This window comes from Streptomyces sp. NBC_00513 (genome assembly GCF_041431415.1).
Classification (GTDB): domain Bacteria; phylum Actinomycetota; class Actinomycetes; order Streptomycetales; family Streptomycetaceae; genus Streptomyces.
The window spans coordinates 3,902,260-3,917,414 of record NZ_CP107845.1 but is presented as its reverse complement, the minus strand read 5'-3'; the positions used below and the strand labels follow the sequence as shown (position 1 = coordinate 3,917,414).

Genomic DNA, 15,155 nt, shown 5'->3' with positions numbered 1-15,155 from the left:
ACGAAGGCGCCCCCGGATTCCGGGCGGCGCCTTCGTCGTGCGCGGTGCCGGCGTGCGCCGGCCAGGCGGCCTCAGGCCGGGGCCGTCTCGTGGTCCGGGGCGGCCGGGGTGCCGTAGCGGGTGCGGAGTTCCGACGCGATGCCGAAGGCGGCGGCGGTGAGGGGGACGGCGAGCAGCATGCCGAGGATCCCGGCCACGCCGGCGCCGGCCGTGATGGCCAACATGACCACCGCCGGGTGCATCTGCACGGTACGGCTCTGGATCATCGGCTGGAGCACGTGGCCCTCCAACACCTGTACGGCGAGCACCACGCCGAGCACCCACAGGCCGGTCACCCACCCCCGGTCGGCGAGGGCGACGAGGACGGCGATGGCGCCGGACAGGAACGCGCCGAGGTACGGGATGTAGGCGCCGACGAAGACCAGCGCGCCCAGACCGAACGCGCCGGGCACGCGCAGGATCAGCAGGCCGGTCGTGATGCAGACGGCGTCGATCAGGGCGATGAAGGTGGTTCCGCGCATGAACCCCTCGACGGCCTCGAACGCCCGCCGGGCCATCGCCTCCACGACGTCGCCCGCCGCGCGCGGCCCCAGCGAACGCAGGGCGCCGACGGCGCGGTCGGAGTCCCGCAGGAAGAAGAAGATCAGCAGGAGCGCCAGGATCGAGGTGCCGATGACCTCACCGACGACGCTCATGCCGGCGATCACCCCGGAGGCGGCCGTGCCGCCGAACTTCGCCAGCAGCCCCTTCGCGTTCTCCGCCATGTCCTCCAACGAGGTCCCGGCGGCGCCCAGGTGCCGGGCGAGGTCCTCGCCGGCGCGCCGCAGCGAGGCGACGATCTGGTCGCCCGTGTCGATCAGCGCGAGCGAGACGGCGTACGAGACCCCGCCGACGAACGCCACCACCGCCAGGCAGGTCAGCGCGGCGGCGAGCGACCGGTTGACCTTCATGCGGATCAGCCGCCGGTGCATCGGACCGAGCAGGGCCGTCCCGAGCAGGGCGAGCAGCGCGGGCGTCACGGCGGTCCGGAAGGTGACGCACAACCAGACGAGCACCCCGACCACGCCGGTGACGAGCAGGAGGACGGCGCACCAGGCGGCCAGCCGCCGGACGGGCTCGGGGAGCAGGGGAGTCGACACCGCTGCATCCAACCACGCCCGGATCGTGCCCGCTCACGGGCGGGACGGGGTGACCGGGTCCGCGTCGGGGGCCGCGTCCGGGACGGGTTCGGACTGCTCGCGCAGCTCGAACCAGATGGACTTGCCCTCGCCGCGCGGGTCGACGCCCCACGCGTCGGCGAGCATCTCCATCAGCAACACCCCGCGTCCGCTCGACGCCATCTCGCCCGGGTGCCGCTTGTGCGGCAACTCGTCGCTGGAGTCGGCCACCTCCACGCGCAGCCGCCTGGTCCCCGGCTCGCCCACCGCGTCCGCGACGAGCACCGCGTCGCCGTCCGTGTGCACCAGTACGTTCGTCACCATCTCGGAGACCATCAGCACCGCCGAGTCGACCTGCTCGGAGTCCGCCCAGTCGTGCAGCAGCTCCCGGATCTGCTGCCGGGCTCCCGCGATCCGGGCCGGCTCCGCCTGCGCCACGGTCAGCAGGGTGCGGCGGGACGGTGGCGCCGGGTGGGTCTGCGGGGTGCCGCAGCCGCAGCCCACGCCCTCGCGGCACAGCAGGACCACGGCTATGTCGTCCTCGCGCCGATCGGCCAGCGGGCCGGTGGTGTGGTGCGAGGACGGCCCGTGCACGGCCTGGACCAGCAGATCGGCCAGCTTCTCCAGGTGCCCGGCCGCCATGCCGTCGGCGTCGAGGGCCCCGTCGTCCGGGGTCTCGGCCTCCAGGACCGCCCGGAGCCGGGCCCAGCCCGTGTCCAGGTCGTGGCCGCCGGTCTCGATGAGCCCGTCGGTGCACAACATCATCGTCTCGCCGGGTTCGAGGGTGAACCGGGTCGTCGGGTAGTCGGTGTCCGGGACGATGCCGAGCGGCAGCCCGCCCGCCGTGGACCGCATCAGCACGGTGCCGTCCGTCATCCGGACCACGGGCTCGGGATGCCCGGCGCGGGCCACCTCCAGCGTTCCCGTGCGCGGGTCGCACTCCACGTACAGGCAGGTCGCGAAGCGCGGGCTGAGGAAGTCGGTGTCGTCGTAGGACGCCGAGTCGGCCGTGTCCTGGGTGGAACACAGTCCGGCGAGGAACCGGGAGGCCCGCGAGAGCACCGCGTCCGGCCGGTGGCCCTCGGAGGCGTACGCCCGCACGGCGATCCGCAACTGCCCCATCAGCCCGGCGGCCCGTACGTCATGGCCCTGCACGTCCCCGATGACCAGGGCGAACCGGCCCGAGGGCAGCGGGATCATGTCGTACCAGTCGCCGCCGACCTGGAGTCCGCCGCCGGTCGGGACGTACCGGGCGGCGAGGGCCATGCCCGGGATCTCCGGACCGAGCTGCGGCATCATCGACCGCTGGAGGCCGGTGGTCAGCTCCCGCTCGGACTCCGCCACACCCGCCCGCTGGAGGGCCTGCGCCAGCATCCGGGCCACCGTGGTCAGCACGGACCGTTCGTCCGGCGAGAAGGACACCGGGTGCTTGAACGCGGCCATCCAGGCACCCATGGTCCGCCCGGCCACGATCAGCGGGAGGAAGGCCCAGGAGATCCGGCCGAAGTGCCGGGCGAGGGGCCAGGTCGCCGGGAAGCGGCGCTTGTAGTCCTCCGGGGACGGCAGGTAGATCGCCCGTCCGGTGCGCACGACCTCCGCCGCCGGATAGTCCGTGTCCAGCCGCATCTCCGCGAAGGGCCCCTCGGCATCCGGCCCGTGCCCGTGGCGCCCGATGAGCGACAGCCGGTCGCCGGCCACGCCGAAGACGGCCAGCCCGTCGGGGCTGAACCCGGGCATCGACAGCGACGCCGCCACCCGCAGCACCTCGGCCGTGGACCGCGCCTCGGCCAGCGCCCGGCCCGCGTCCAGCAGGAACGCCTCGCGGGAGCGCCGCCAGTCCCCGGTGATCGGGGTGTGCACGGCGGTGGTGCCGGGCTGCGGCTCGGCGATCTCCTGGATGGTGCCGATCAGCTCGTAGTCCACCCGACCGTCCGGGCCGCGGTTCTCGACGGGCTTGGAACGGCTGCGCACGGTGCGCAGCACCCGCCCGTCCTCGTCCATGATCCGCAGCCGGGCCTCGGCGAGGGTGCCCTCGGCGACGGCCAGGTTCACGATGCCGTTGATCTCGTTCCAGTCCACCGGGTGGAACCGGGACCGTACGGCGACCTCCGGCAGGACGACGTGTTCCGGGGGCAGCCCGAGCAGCCGGGCGGCCTCGCAGTCGAGCGTGACGGTCCCGGACCCGTTGTCCCATCGCCACAGGCCGGTCGCGACAGCGGCCAGGACATCCTCGGTACGCACTCGGTCATCTTTACAGGTGATGATCCGGGCGTGCCTGTTCACGGCCCCCGGCCCCGCCTCCCGGCCGTAGCCCGCACCCGCTTCCCGGCCGTCCCCCGCCCCGCCTCCCGGCCGTGGCCCGCACCCGTCCCGGGTCGCGCCCGGGGGCTGCCCGCGAGCCCCCGCCGCGAGCGACCGCACGGCCGCCGGGCGGGGCCGTCACGGCCCCGCCCGCGCGGCCGGGGCCCGGACGGTAACCTGGGGACGGTTGAATCCACCCTGGTATCGCGAAGAACTGGATGACTGATGCATCGGTACAGGTCCCACACGTGCGGCGAGCTCCGAGCCTCCGACGTCAACGCCGACGTCAGGCTGAGCGGCTGGCTGCACAACCGTCGAGACCTGGGCGGCATCCTCTTCATCGATCTCCGTGACCACTACGGCATCACGCAGCTCGTGGCCCGTCCCGGCACCGCCGCGAACGAGGCCCTGAGCAGCGTCTCCAAGGAGACCGTCGTCCGGATCGACGGCAAGGTCCTCTCCCGTGGCGCGGACAACGTGAACCCGGAGCTGCCCACCGGAGACATCGAGATCGAGGTCTCCGAGGTCGAGGTGCTCGGCGCGTCCGCCCCGCTGCCCTTCACCATCAACACCGACGACGGGGTGAACGAGGAGCGCCGACTGGAGTACCGCTTCCTCGACCTGCGTCGCGAGCGCATGCACCGCAACATCATGCTGCGCTCGGCCGTCATCGCCTCCATCCGCTCGAAGATGGTGGCCCTCGGCTTCAACGAGATGGCGACCCCGATCCTCACCGCGACCTCCCCCGAGGGCGCCCGTGACTTCGTCGTCCCGTCCCGCCTCAACCCGGGCAAGTTCTACGCCCTGCCGCAGGCGCCGCAGCAGTTCAAGCAGCTGCTGATGATCTCCGGCTTCGACCGGTACTTCCAGATCGCGCCCTGCTTCCGCGACGAGGACGCCCGCGCCGACCGTTCGCCGGGCGAGTTCTACCAGCTCGACGTCGAGATGTCCTTCGTCGAGCAGGAGGACGTCTTCCAGCCGATCGAGCGCCTGATGACCGAGCTCTTCACCGAGTTCGGCAACGGCCGCGAGGTCACCTCCCCCTTCCCGCGGATCCCGTTCCGCGAGTCGATGCTGAAGTACGGCAACGACAAGCCCGACCTGCGCGCCAAGCTGGAACTCGTCGACATCACCGACGTGTTCGAGGGCTCGGAGTTCAAGGCGTTCGCCGGCAAGCACGTGCGCGCGCTGGCCGTCCCGGACACCGCCGCGCAGCCCCGCAAGTTCTTCGACGGCCTCGGCGAGTACGCGATCTCGCTCGGCGCCAAGGGCCTGGCCTGGGTCCGCGTGGGCGAGGACGGCGCGCTGACCGGCCCGATCGCCAAGTTCCTCACCGAGGAGAACGTCAAGGTCCTCACCGAGCGTCTCGGCCTCGCGGCCGGCCACGCCGTGTTCTTCGGCGCGGGCGAGTTCGACGAGGTCTCCAAGATCATGTCCGGCGTCCGCGTCGAGGCGGCCAAGCGCGCGGGCCACTTCGAGGAGAACGTCTTCCGCTTCTGCTGGATCGTCGACTTCCCGATGTACGAGAAGGACGAGGAGACCGGCAAGATCGACTTCTCCCACAACCCGTTCTCCATGCCCCAGGGCGGCATGAAGGACCTGGAGGAGAAGGACCCGCTGGACATCCTGGCCTGGCAGTACGACATCGTCTGCAACGGCATCGAGCTGTCCTCCGGCGCCATCCGCAACCACGAGCCCGAGGTCATGCTGAAGGCCTTCGAGATCGCCGGTTACGAGGCCGAGACCGTCGAGCGCGAGTTCGCCGGCATGCTCCGCGCGTTCCGTCTCGGCGCCCCGCCGCACGGTGGCATCGCCCCCGGCGTCGACCGCATCGTGATGCTGCTCGCCGACGAGCCGAACATCCGCGAGACGATCGCCTTCCCGCTCAACGGCAACGCGCAGGACCTGATGATGGGCGCGCCCACCGTCCTGGAGGAGACCCGCCTGCGCGAGCTGAACATCGCGCTGCGCAAGCCGGTCGAGACCAAGGAGACCGAGCCCGTCGAGAAGTCGGTCAAGCAGCACCAGTAGGAACCCGCGGGCCCCGCGCGGGCATGCACGGGTTGCGGGCTGCCGGTTGCCGGTTGCGGTTTGTGCGGCGGCTTGGGTGGCTCGTACGGCTTGTGCGGCTTGTGTGAAGTAGGGCGGCGCTCCCGGATGTCCGGGGCGCCGCCCTTTTCCGTGGCCGGCTGCGGGGCTGCGGGGCCGCGCCCCTGTGGCTGCTGTGGCTCGTCACGGCGCCTTCCGGGTGTCCGGGGCCGGGGTCGTGCCTCCGGCGGGCCGCGTGGCGCCGCAGGGCGCACCGGGGGGCCTCCACGGCCCGGGCGGGCCGGGTACGCGAGAAGGCCGCCGCCCCCGGGGGTACCGGGGGCGGCGGCCTTCTCGTACGTGCCTGCCGACCTAGAAGCGGTCGAGGAGGCCCTTGAGCAGGGCCACCGAGGTCAGCTCGCGGGGCGCGGGCCCCGCGTGGAAGAAACCGGCGTTCTCGGCGTCCAGCTTGCGCAGGAAGTCGAAGCCCTTGCTGTCGTGGTCACCGAAGCCGACGAACTGCCAGTGGATGTCGTGCGCGGCGGCGGCGATGATCGCCTGCCGTGCGGGCTGACGGTTGTCGGGGGCCCCGTCGACCTGGAAGACGACGAGGGCCGGGCCCGTGCCGCCGTCCTTCTGGTACCGCTCGACGACGGCCTCGACGGCCACGTGGTAGCTGGTGCGGCCCATGCGGCCGAGCTCGGCGTGACGGGCCTCGACCCAGGCCTCGTCGTGGCCGTCCAGGGTGAGGTCGGCGGTGCCGTCCACGTCCGTGGAGAAGAACACCGTGTGCACGGTCGCCGCCTCGTCGAGGTGCGCGGCGAGGGCCAGGGCGTGATCCGCGAGGTGCTGGGCGCTGCCGTCCTTGTAGAACCCGCGCATCGAGAAGGACCGGTCCAGCACGAGGTACACCTTGGCGCGCGCCCCGGCCTTGCCCTTGGCGCGCAGCACCTGACCGGCGGCCTTGTACGCCCCGGCCACCGGCGCGGCCCGCCGCTTGACGGCGGCGAGCGCGACGGCCGGCGCCCCGACCCCGGCGGCGACCGCCTCGACGGCGGGTGCGGGTGTGGTTGCGGTTTCGGCGGTGACGGGCTCGGCTTCGACCACGACCGGCTCGACCACGGGTTCGGCGGCGGCTTCGGCGACGACCGGCTCGGCTTCGACCACGGGTGCGGCCTCGGCAGCGACGGGCTCCGGCTCGACCACGGGTGCGGGCTCGACCACGACGGCTTCGACCACAGGGGCGGGCTCGACCACGACGGGTTCGACGACCGGCTCGGCCACGACGGCATCGACCACGGGGGCGGGCTCGGCCTCGGGTGCGGCTTCGGCCTCGGGTGCGGCCTCGGCGGCGACGGGTGCCGCCTCGACCAAGGGTGCGGCCTCGGCAGCGACGGCGACCGGCTCGTCGGCGACCGGCTCCGGCTCGGGTTCGACCGATACCGCCGCGACAGGTGCGGCCTCGGGCTCGGCCACGGCGGCGACCGGCTCCGGCTCGACCTCCGTGGCGGGTTCGTCCACCGTCTCGGCCGTCACGGGCTCGACCTCGGCGACCGCGGGCTCCGCCACGACGGGCTCCGCCGCGACGGGCTCGGCCTCCACGACCTCGGCCTCCACGACCTCGGGTGCGGCCTCGGCAACGACCGGCTCCGCCGTGACCGGCTCCTGAGCCGCTTCGGCGGGTGCCGCCTCCGCCTCGGCCGCCTCGGGCTCCGCAACGGGCTCCGCCTCGGCCTGGGCCGGCGTCTGCGTCGGCTCCGGCGTCGGCGTCGGCTCGGCGGCGGGCTCCGCCGGGCCTCCGGTACCGGTCGAAGGCGCCGGGCGGCGGGCCTCCGGGACGGCCGGCGCGGTCATCACGGTGCCGGCTTCGCGGTCCCGCGGAGCGGACTGCGGGGGAACAGTGGGGTTGTCGAAGGACGCGGCGACCAATTCGGCCGCCGAGTCCATGGGCGTACGTTCCGTCTGACTCGGGACGGCCGCCGATGGGGCGTCCGACGTATCCGGAACCGGTTCGGTAGACCGTCCGAACACCTTGCGCAACAAGCTCCGAATACCCATGGGCCAGGCCTTTCGCATGAGTGCGTACGTCATTTGTCCGTGCTGCGCGGTAGATCCCTGCCCAGAGTGGACACGTAAGGTTATCGGCCCCTTGGCTGGAACTTCGGCAGGGGCGCCTTTCGTGGCGCCAACCCTCGCATGCAACCGGAGCCCGTGGGGAACTGCCCCTCCGCCGTGCCAGGTTCACCGACCGTTCATCCCCGCGCCGCCGCATCGGCGCAACCTCCGCCTAGCGTCACGGCTGTTCGTTCCGACATGTTGTCGGCGCCGTGCACCCTCGGAGGACACCTCGTGCGCAAGCTTCTGCCGCTCCTCGGCAACCCGCATGGGAGCGGCCGTTCCGCTCTCACCTGCCGCTACCGCTGTGGCGACGCATGCTTCCACGAGGTGCCGAACACCAGCGACAACGAGTACGTCGGCGATGTGATCGCCCGCGCCTACTCCCGCCGCTCGATGCTCCGGTCCGCCGCCGTCGTCACGGTGGCCACCGCCGCCGGCACCGCCGTCACCCTGGGCGGTAACGGCTCCTCCGCCAACGCCTCGCCCTCCGTCGACACCCGGGGCTCCGGTGCGGCGGGTATCGGCGACGCGGCCCGCGGTCTGCGCTTCAAGGCCGTCGCGCCGAACACCGACGACAAGGTCACCGTCCCCGAGGGCCACGAGCAGAACGTGGTCATCCGCTGGGGCGAGCCCATCGTCAAGGGCGCCCCGGGCTTCAACGCCGACAAGCAGACCGCCGCCGCGCAGGCCGGCCAGTTCGGCTACAACAACGACTTCCTGAGCCTTCTCCCGCTCGGTGACGACTACGAGCGTCGGCAGCTGCTCGTGGCCAACCACGAGTACACCGACGAGAACCTCATGTTCAAGGCGTATGACCCGGCCAACCCGACCCGCGAGCAGGTCGAGATCGCCTGGGCCGCGCACGGCCTGTCCGTCGTCGTCGTGCAGGAGGACCACCGCAGCGGCAAGCTGACGGCGGTCTCCCGGCACCAGCTCAACCGTCGTCTCACCGCCACCAGCGAGTTCAGGCTGACCGGCCCCGCAGCGGGCTCGGAGCTGCTGAAGACCTCCGCCGACCGCACCGGCACGAAGGTGCTCGGCACCCTGAACAACTGCGCCGGTGGCACCACCCCGTGGGGCACCACCCTCCACGGCGAGGAGAACTTCAACCAGTACTTCGCCAACGCCGGGCAGGTCACCGACCCGACCCAGGCCGCCCGACTCAAGCGCTACGGCATGACCACGGGCGCCACCGAGCGCAAGTGGGAGCGGTTCGACAAGCGCTTCGACACCGTGCAGGAGCCCAACGAGTCGCACCGCTTCGGCTGGGTCGTCGAGCTCGACCCGTACGACCCGTCGTCCACCCCGCGCAAGCGCACCGCGCTGGGTCGCTTCAAGCACGAGGCCGCCCAGCCGCGCCTGACCGAGGACGGCCGTCCGGTCGTCTACATGGGCGACGACGAGCGCTTCGACTACTTCTACAAGTTCGTCTCGTCGAAGCGGATGAAGAAGGGCGGCTCGCGCGCCGCGAAGGAGCACAACCTCACGCTCCTCGACGAGGGCACCCTGTACGTCGCCAAGCTGACCGGTGACTCGCCGGCCGCCGAGATCGACGGCACGGGCAAGCTGCCCTCGGACGGCCAGTTCGACGGATCCGGTGTCTGGATCAAGCTCGCCACCGGCAACGTCTCACACGTCGAGGGCATGACCGCCGAGGAGGTGTACGTCTTCACGCGACAGGCCGCCGACAAGGTGGGCGCCACCAAGATGGACCGCCCCGAGGACGTCGAGCCCTCCCCGCGCACCGGCCGCGTCTACATCGCGCTGACCAACAACACCGACCGCGGCAAGGCCGGCAAGGCGGGCGCGGACGAGGCCAACCCCCGCAACCTGAACAAGCACGGCCAGATCCTGGAGCTCGCCGAGAACTTCGACGACCCGGCGGGCGACGGCTTCGCCTGGCGGCTCTTCCTGGTCGCCGGTGACCCCAACGACCCGGCCACCTACTTCGCGGGCTTCCCGAAGGACAAGGTCAGCCCGATCTCCTGCCCGGACAACGTGGCCTTCGACCCGCACGGCAACCTGTGGATCTCCACCGACGGCAACCAGCTCGGCTCGCACGACGGCCTCTTCGGCGTGGCCACGGCCGGTGAACGCCGCGGTGAGTTGAAGCAGTTCCTGACCGTGCCGCGCGGCGCCGAGACCTGTGGCCCGCTGATCCAGGACAAGCGCGTCCTGGTCTCGGTCCAGCACCCGGGCGAGATCGACGGTGCGTCCGTGGAGAAGCCCCAGTCGGTGTGGCCCGACGGCCCCGGCAAGATCGTCCGCCCGGCGGTCGTGTCGGTCTGGCGCAAGGACGGGAAGAACATCGGCGTCTGAACCGGGCCGGTTGATCAGACCGTTCACCCGACGTCGGTGGGGGGTGTTTCACGTGAAACACCCCCCACCGGCCGCTGTTTCACGTGAAACATCTCCGCGTCCCGTTCAACTGTCCGCGACCAGACGCCCGACGGGCAGGCGCAGGGTCGTCTGCGCGCCCCCGTCGGGGGCGTTGGCGAAGGTCAGCTCCACTTCCAGCACCGCGGCCTGACCCACCGCGATCGTCAGTCCCAGACCGTGCCCGCGGCCCCGGCCCGGGTCGCCCGTGCGGAAGCGCTGCGGGCCCTGCTCGATCAGTTCGGGCGGATAGCCGGCCCCGTGGTCGTGGATCACCACCACCGGGCCCTCGACGGACACCTCGATCGGTGGCTTCCCGTGCTTGTCGGCGTTGACCAGCAGGTTGGCCAGGATCCGGTCGAGGCGGCGCCGGTCGGTGAGCACCACCGTGTCCCGGACCACCCGGACCGAGACGGGCAGTCGGGTGCCCGCGACGGCCCGCCGCACGGCCCGGCCCAGTTCCACCTGGGACAGCTCCGCCTGTTCCACTCCCGCGTCCAGCCGGGAGATCTCCAGCAGGTCCTCGGTGAGCAGGTGCAGGGCCCGGAGCCGATCGTTGATCATTTCCTTGGGGCGGCCCTCGGGCAGCAGCGAGGCAGCGGCGAGTGAGCCCGTCAACGGGGTGCGCAGTTCGTGCGCGACGTCGGCCGTGAACCGTTTCTCGGCCTCCAGCCGTTCCTGGAGCGACCCGGCCATCGAGTCCAGGGCGTGCGCGACGTCGCGGACCTCGTCGTGGTGGCGGGTGTCCCGGGGATCGTCCGGGTCGGCGGGGAGCCCCACCCGGGCGTCCAGGTCGCCGGCGCTGATCCGGCGGGCCACGGCGGCGGTGGTCGCCAGCCGCCGGCTGATCCGATCGGCCAGGAACAGGCCGGCCAGAGCCACGATCCCGGCGGCGAGCGCGGCGGAGGCGAGGATGGCGGTGTCCAGGTCGCGCAGCCGCCGGCGGGTCTGGTCGAAGGGGAGCCAGACGGCCAGCACCTTCGTGTCGGCGGGCCCGGCGCCCCACATCGCGGGTTCGCCGTCGTGCTCGCCGACCATGCTCCCGGTCTCCCCGCGCGCGACGAGCCCGCGCAGGGGGCCCGGCAGGTCGGGCGGGTCGATGACCACGTGCACGTCGCCGTGCACGGTGCCGTACTGGTACTGGTTGACGGCGTCCTCCAGGTCCCGGCCCACGTCCTTGCGGACCTCGCCGACGACCTGTCCTGCGACCACGTTGTGCACGAGGATCCCGAGCACCGCCGCCACCGTGCAGCACACCGCCGTGGTGGTCAGGGCGATCTTCCAGCGCAGACTGCTCGTCACCCGCATCCGGCCCGCCCCCTCAGACCCGGCTCGGGGAGCAGCCGGTCGAACCGTCCTTGGCGGTGCGGCACTCGTCGAGGGTGAGCTGGGACAGGTTGAGGATCTTCGCGTCCGGGTCCCACACGTAGTCGGAGACGGAGACGTACTTGGGATTCGAGGTCGGTTCGCGCACCGCGAGGTGTTCGGCGGCGACCTCCACGCCCTCCAGCACCCCGCGCCGGTACAGGATCCGGGCGATGGCCCCGTCGTCCTGGACGGTGTAGACCCGCAGTTCGCTGTCGCGGCCGTCGAGGTCGAGAGCGGTGATCAGTTCCTCCCGCCCGTTGCCCGTCACGTCGTGCAGGACGGAGGGCCGCATCGGGCAGTCGGGACCTCCGTCCACAGCCTGTGTGCAGAGCGCCAGCCGCTGCGGGGCCCGCGGGTCGACGAGCCGTCCCGTGCCGCCGTCCTGCCGGGCGGAGGCGGTGACGTCGGCCCGTACGACGTCCAGCGGGTTCACGCCGCGCATGCCGGGGCCCGGGGCCTTGGGCAGCCCGGGGACCACGGTGGCGGTGCCCGGCTTCTGGTCCGCCGCGGGTGGCGCCGGGTGGACGTTCTTCCACAGGGTCTGCGGGGCGTGCACGATGCCCAGGTCGCCGTCGCTCCGCAGCCCCTCCACGTCGGAGCACCCGGCCGAGACCGCGAGCAGGGCGGCGAGGACGGGGAGTGCCAGGACGCCGCGGCGCCGGCCGCGCGGGACGGGGGACCTCATGGGGCGATGCTCCCCCGGAGGGGAACCACCGGCCCGGGCACGGACCCATTCGGGGGACGGCGCACCCCCGGGCCCCGCCCCCCGCCCCGGCGCACGGGCGGGGGGCGTCAGTCGGCGGGGGCGGCGATGGCGCGGGCCGCCGCGATCTCCTGGTGGACGGGGGCCAGCACGGAGTCCTCCCTGCCCGCCGGAGCGGGGCCGCCGCGTACCGCCGCCGGGGTCCGGCTCGCGCGCACCCCCTCCGCCAGTCCGCGCAGTTCCCGGACGGCGGCCTCGACCTCGTCCCGCTCGGGGGCGTCCGCGCCGTGGTTGACGCGGACCCGGGCAGCCGTGGTGGCGTCGACGATCCGCTCCACGGCCACCACCAGCGGCCACCACGCGGCGGCCCGCGCCCCCGTCGGCGGCGGCTCGGTCAACGCCCGCTGGAACTCGGTCCGTACGCCCGACAGGTCCCGGTAGATCCGTCGGCGGGCCTGGAGCCGGGCGGTGCGGGCGGCCCGCAGCCCGGCCTCCGTGTCGGGATGGTCCGTGCCGAACGCCCGCTCCACGTACCGGGCGGCGTCGTCCACGGCGTCCGCGAGCCGGTCCCCGATCCGGGTGTGCCAGCTCTCGGGCCAGAGCAGGTACCCCGCGACCAGCGTGATGGCGCAGCCGATCAGGCTGTCCAGCAGCCGGGGCCGGATCAGGTCGAAGCCCTGGTGGTTGAGCAGGTCGGACAGCAGCAGGATCACCGGGGTGATCGCGGCGGTCTGGAAGGCGTACCCCTTCGCGGAGAACGCCGGGATCAGCGCGGCCAGCACCGCCATGACCGGCACGTCCCACCAGCCGCGCGGCACCTCGGCCAGCACGGCGGCGGCGAGGACCAGCCCGACGGCCGTCCCCAGGGCCCGCAGGACGGCCCGCGAGAACACCGAGCCGAAGTCCGGCTTGAGGACGAACGTGACGGTCAGGGCGACCCAGTACGAGCGCTCGATGGGGACCACCGAGACGAGCACCTGCGCCAGCCCGATGCACACGGCCAGCCGGATGCCGTACCGCCAGGAGGCCCGGGAGAACATCATGTCGCGGACCGCCCGCCGGGCCCTGATGCCCAGCGCGGCCGGTCTGCCGAGCCGGTCGTCCACGTTGTGCATCCTGGGTTCGGCCAGGTGCACGATGGTCGCCGCGTGCCGCAGGGCCGCGTCGATGGCGCGCTCCGACTGGCCGTGCGGCGGGGGCAGGTCCAGGACGGGGGTGCCGGTGCGGCCGTCCTCGACGGCCGCCGCCAGTTCCCGTACGGCCGCCGGGATCTCGGGCGGCAGCGGCCGTCCCCGCAGGTGCGCCGCGGGCGCCCCCTCGACGAGGGGGATCAGCACGTTCAACTGGGCCAGCATCCGCACCAGCGAGGGGCTGCGCCCGTGCACCAGGGCCCGCCGCCCCAGGACGAGGTCGTAGGCCTGGTTCAGGGCCTGGGTGACCTCCCGGCGGCGCTCCTCGTAGTCGGGCCCGCCCGCGGCCTCCAGCGTGTCCGCCAGTGCCCGGTACCCGGCCGCGACGGCGACCCGCTCGGGTTGCCGCCCGCGCAGCGGCCAGCCCGCCAGGCTGAGCACCAGAACGAACAGTCCGCCGGCGGTGAGCAGCAGCGGCGCCGTCCACCAGGGCCTGGGCATCGGCAGGCCGGCGCCGACCACGGCGTTCAGCAGGAGCAGCAGACCGGACACGGAGGCGACCGAGCCGATCGAGGAGATCATTCCGGAGACGAGGGCGACCAGGGTGAGCACCCCGACGGCGAGCCAGCCGTGCCCGAAGACGAGGGTGCCGACGGCCACTCCGACGGCGCCGAAGAGCTGCGGTACGGCGATGTTGAGGACGCGCATGCGGTACGCGTCGGCGGTGTCGCCGATCACCCCGGACAGGGCCCCCATGGACACCAGGGCGCCGTATTCCGGTTCGTCCAGGGCGAAGCCCACGGCCAGTGGGACGGACAGCGCGATGCCGGCGCGCACGACGGCGGCCCACGGGACGGGGGCGCTGCTCGGACGCAGGCCGTTGAGGAGCCACGCGGGCGGGGTCAGGGGGATCTGCCGGGCCCGGGAGTGCCCGGACCGTATGTGCTCGGTGCGTCTTTCGGTGGTCATTCCCGCTTCCGTGTCGCCGCTCGCGAATCGGTGCTTCTGTGGAGTTCTCCGGTCGTGTGCCCATTTCTCCGCAGGTTCCGCACCTTCCGAGCTTATGGTGTGCGGCGCAGCCGCCCCGCGAGCCAGGCGGCGAGCGCGGCCGCGAGTCCGAGGGCCAGCACCACCCAGGCGGTGGTCCGCAGGAACGCGGTGAGCGCGTCGTACACCGCCCCGGCGGCGGGCCGGTCGATGTCTGCCGGCAGGTCCTCCAGGGTGAGGCGGCGGCACCACTGCACCGCGAGCCACAGCAGCACCGCCCCGATCGCCAGCCCCAGTCCGGTGGCGATCACGGCCCGCCGCCGTCGGACGGCGACCGCGATGGCCGCGGCGGCCAGCAGCAGGGTCAGGAGGGGAAGCCACACCCCGGCGATCTGGAGCATGCGAAAGCCCTTCCGTAGCGCGCCCAGGTCGTCGTACTCCATGACCTCGACGGAAACGTGGGTCACGGGGATCCGGTCCGCGAAGGGCACCCCGTTCTCGACGAGTTCCCCCTTCACCCGGGCGATCACGGGCGCGAGGTCGATGGTGACGGCGTCCCCGTCGCCGGTGGTGAGTGCCTTGAGGAATGTGGCGTGCGCGGCGTGGTTGGCGGCGTCCCAGGCCGTCCGGTACGCCGGGGTCCCGGAGAAGGACTGCAGGGCCTCGCCGAGGAGCGCGTCCACCCCGCCCTGGAAGGGGCCCGCGTCGATCTGGCCGGCGAGCGCGCGGGTGGCCTGGGTGACGACCACGCCCCGCACGGCGGGGTCCTCGGCGAGCGGGGACATGGCGGCGGTGTAGCGGTCGGCGTCGCCCAGCTCGCGGTCGGCCCAGTACGCGACCGCGCTCGCGGGCACCAGCAGGGCCACGAGCACGATCAGTACCGTCGACAGGAAGGTGCGCACGTCACCAGGGAATGCCGCGGGGGTGCGGCCCGCGAGCGTTGTTGCTGCGAGCGGGTGGCGGGCGGGAACGGACCGGGTGGGCCCC

The 15,155-nt window shown here is 72.9% G+C and carries 9 protein-coding genes; 2 read left to right on the top strand and 7 right to left on the bottom strand.

Features of this window, described 5'->3' with window-relative positions:
- Nucleotides 1-71: 71 nt before the first annotated feature.
- Both OHA84_RS18040 and OHA84_RS18035 read right to left on the bottom strand, forming a co-directional pair.
- Nucleotides 72-1,139 (bottom strand): AI-2E family transporter, encoded by a 1,068-nt coding sequence (locus OHA84_RS18040; RefSeq protein WP_266970783.1) that lies wholly within the window; start codon nt 1,137-1,139, stop codon nt 72-74.
- Between the two features lie 33 nt (nt 1,140-1,172).
- Nucleotides 1,173-3,398, bottom strand: a complete 2,226-nt coding sequence (locus tag OHA84_RS18035; RefSeq protein ID WP_266970785.1) for a SpoIIE family protein phosphatase — start codon at nt 3,396-3,398, stop codon at nt 1,173-1,175.
- 285 nt (nt 3,399-3,683) lie between these two features.
- Here OHA84_RS18035 and aspS point away from each other — a divergent pair, with 285 nt between their 5' ends.
- Nucleotides 3,684-5,489 (top strand): aspartate--tRNA ligase, encoded by a 1,806-nt coding sequence (gene aspS / locus OHA84_RS18030; RefSeq protein WP_053675674.1) that lies wholly within the window; start codon nt 3,684-3,686, stop codon nt 5,487-5,489.
- A gap of 369 nt (nt 5,490-5,858) precedes the next feature.
- Here the strand turns inward: aspS and OHA84_RS18025 are convergent, their stop codons facing one another.
- Nucleotides 5,859-7,433, bottom strand: coding sequence for a VWA domain-containing protein (locus OHA84_RS18025; protein ID WP_266970788.1), 1,575 nt, complete (start codon nt 7,431-7,433; stop codon nt 5,859-5,861).
- Nucleotides 7,434-7,835: 402 nt separating this feature from the next.
- On the opposite strand from OHA84_RS18025, the gene OHA84_RS18020 reads away from it, so the two are divergent.
- The gene (locus OHA84_RS18020) at nt 7,836-9,923 is read left to right on the top strand and encodes a PhoX family phosphatase (RefSeq protein ID WP_266948469.1); all 2,088 of its coding nucleotides are present in this window, start codon (nt 7,836-7,838) and stop codon (nt 9,921-9,923) included.
- A 105-nt stretch (nt 9,924-10,028) separates the two neighbouring features.
- Here the strand turns inward: OHA84_RS18020 and OHA84_RS18015 are convergent, their stop codons facing one another.
- The 4 genes from OHA84_RS18015 to OHA84_RS18000 all read right to left on the bottom strand — a co-directional run bounded on the left by OHA84_RS18015 (nt 10,029) and on the right by OHA84_RS18000 (nt 15,070).
- Complete coding sequence (locus tag OHA84_RS18015; protein ID WP_266970790.1) at nt 10,029-11,288, bottom strand: HAMP domain-containing sensor histidine kinase; 1,260 nt, start codon at nt 11,286-11,288, stop codon at nt 10,029-10,031.
- Between the two features lie 13 nt (nt 11,289-11,301).
- Entirely contained in the window at nt 11,302-12,033 is a 732-nt protein-coding gene (locus tag OHA84_RS18010; protein ID WP_063839424.1) for a hypothetical protein, read from the bottom strand.
- A 107-nt stretch (nt 12,034-12,140) separates the two neighbouring features.
- Nucleotides 12,141-14,150, bottom strand: coding sequence for an FUSC family protein (locus OHA84_RS18005; protein ID WP_078998399.1), 2,010 nt, complete (start codon nt 14,148-14,150; stop codon nt 12,141-12,143).
- Nucleotides 14,151-14,242: 92 nt separating this feature from the next.
- Entirely contained in the window at nt 14,243-15,070 is an 828-nt protein-coding gene (locus tag OHA84_RS18000) for a hypothetical protein (RefSeq protein ID WP_266970793.1), read from the bottom strand.
- Nucleotides 15,071-15,155 lie beyond the last annotated feature (85 nt).

Excerpts from the sequence above, each read along its gene's own strand:
- OHA84_RS18025 (WP_266970788.1), bottom strand. The coding sequence starts at position 7,433 with ATGGACTCGGCGGCCGAATTGGTCGCCGCGTCCTTCGACAACCCCACT.
- OHA84_RS18015 (WP_266970790.1), bottom strand. The coding sequence starts at position 11,288 with ATGCGGGTGACGAGCAGTCTGCGCTGGAAGATCGCCCTGACCACCACG.
- aspS (WP_053675674.1), top strand. The coding sequence starts at position 3,684 with ATGCATCGGTACAGGTCCCACACGTGCGGCGAGCTCCGAGCCTCCGAC.
- OHA84_RS18005 (WP_078998399.1), bottom strand. The coding sequence starts at position 14,150 with ATGACCACCGAAAGACGCACCGAGCACATACGGTCCGGGCACTCCCGG.
- OHA84_RS18010 (WP_063839424.1), bottom strand. The coding sequence starts at position 12,033 with ATGAGGTCCCCCGTCCCGCGCGGCCGGCGCCGCGGCGTCCTGGCACTC.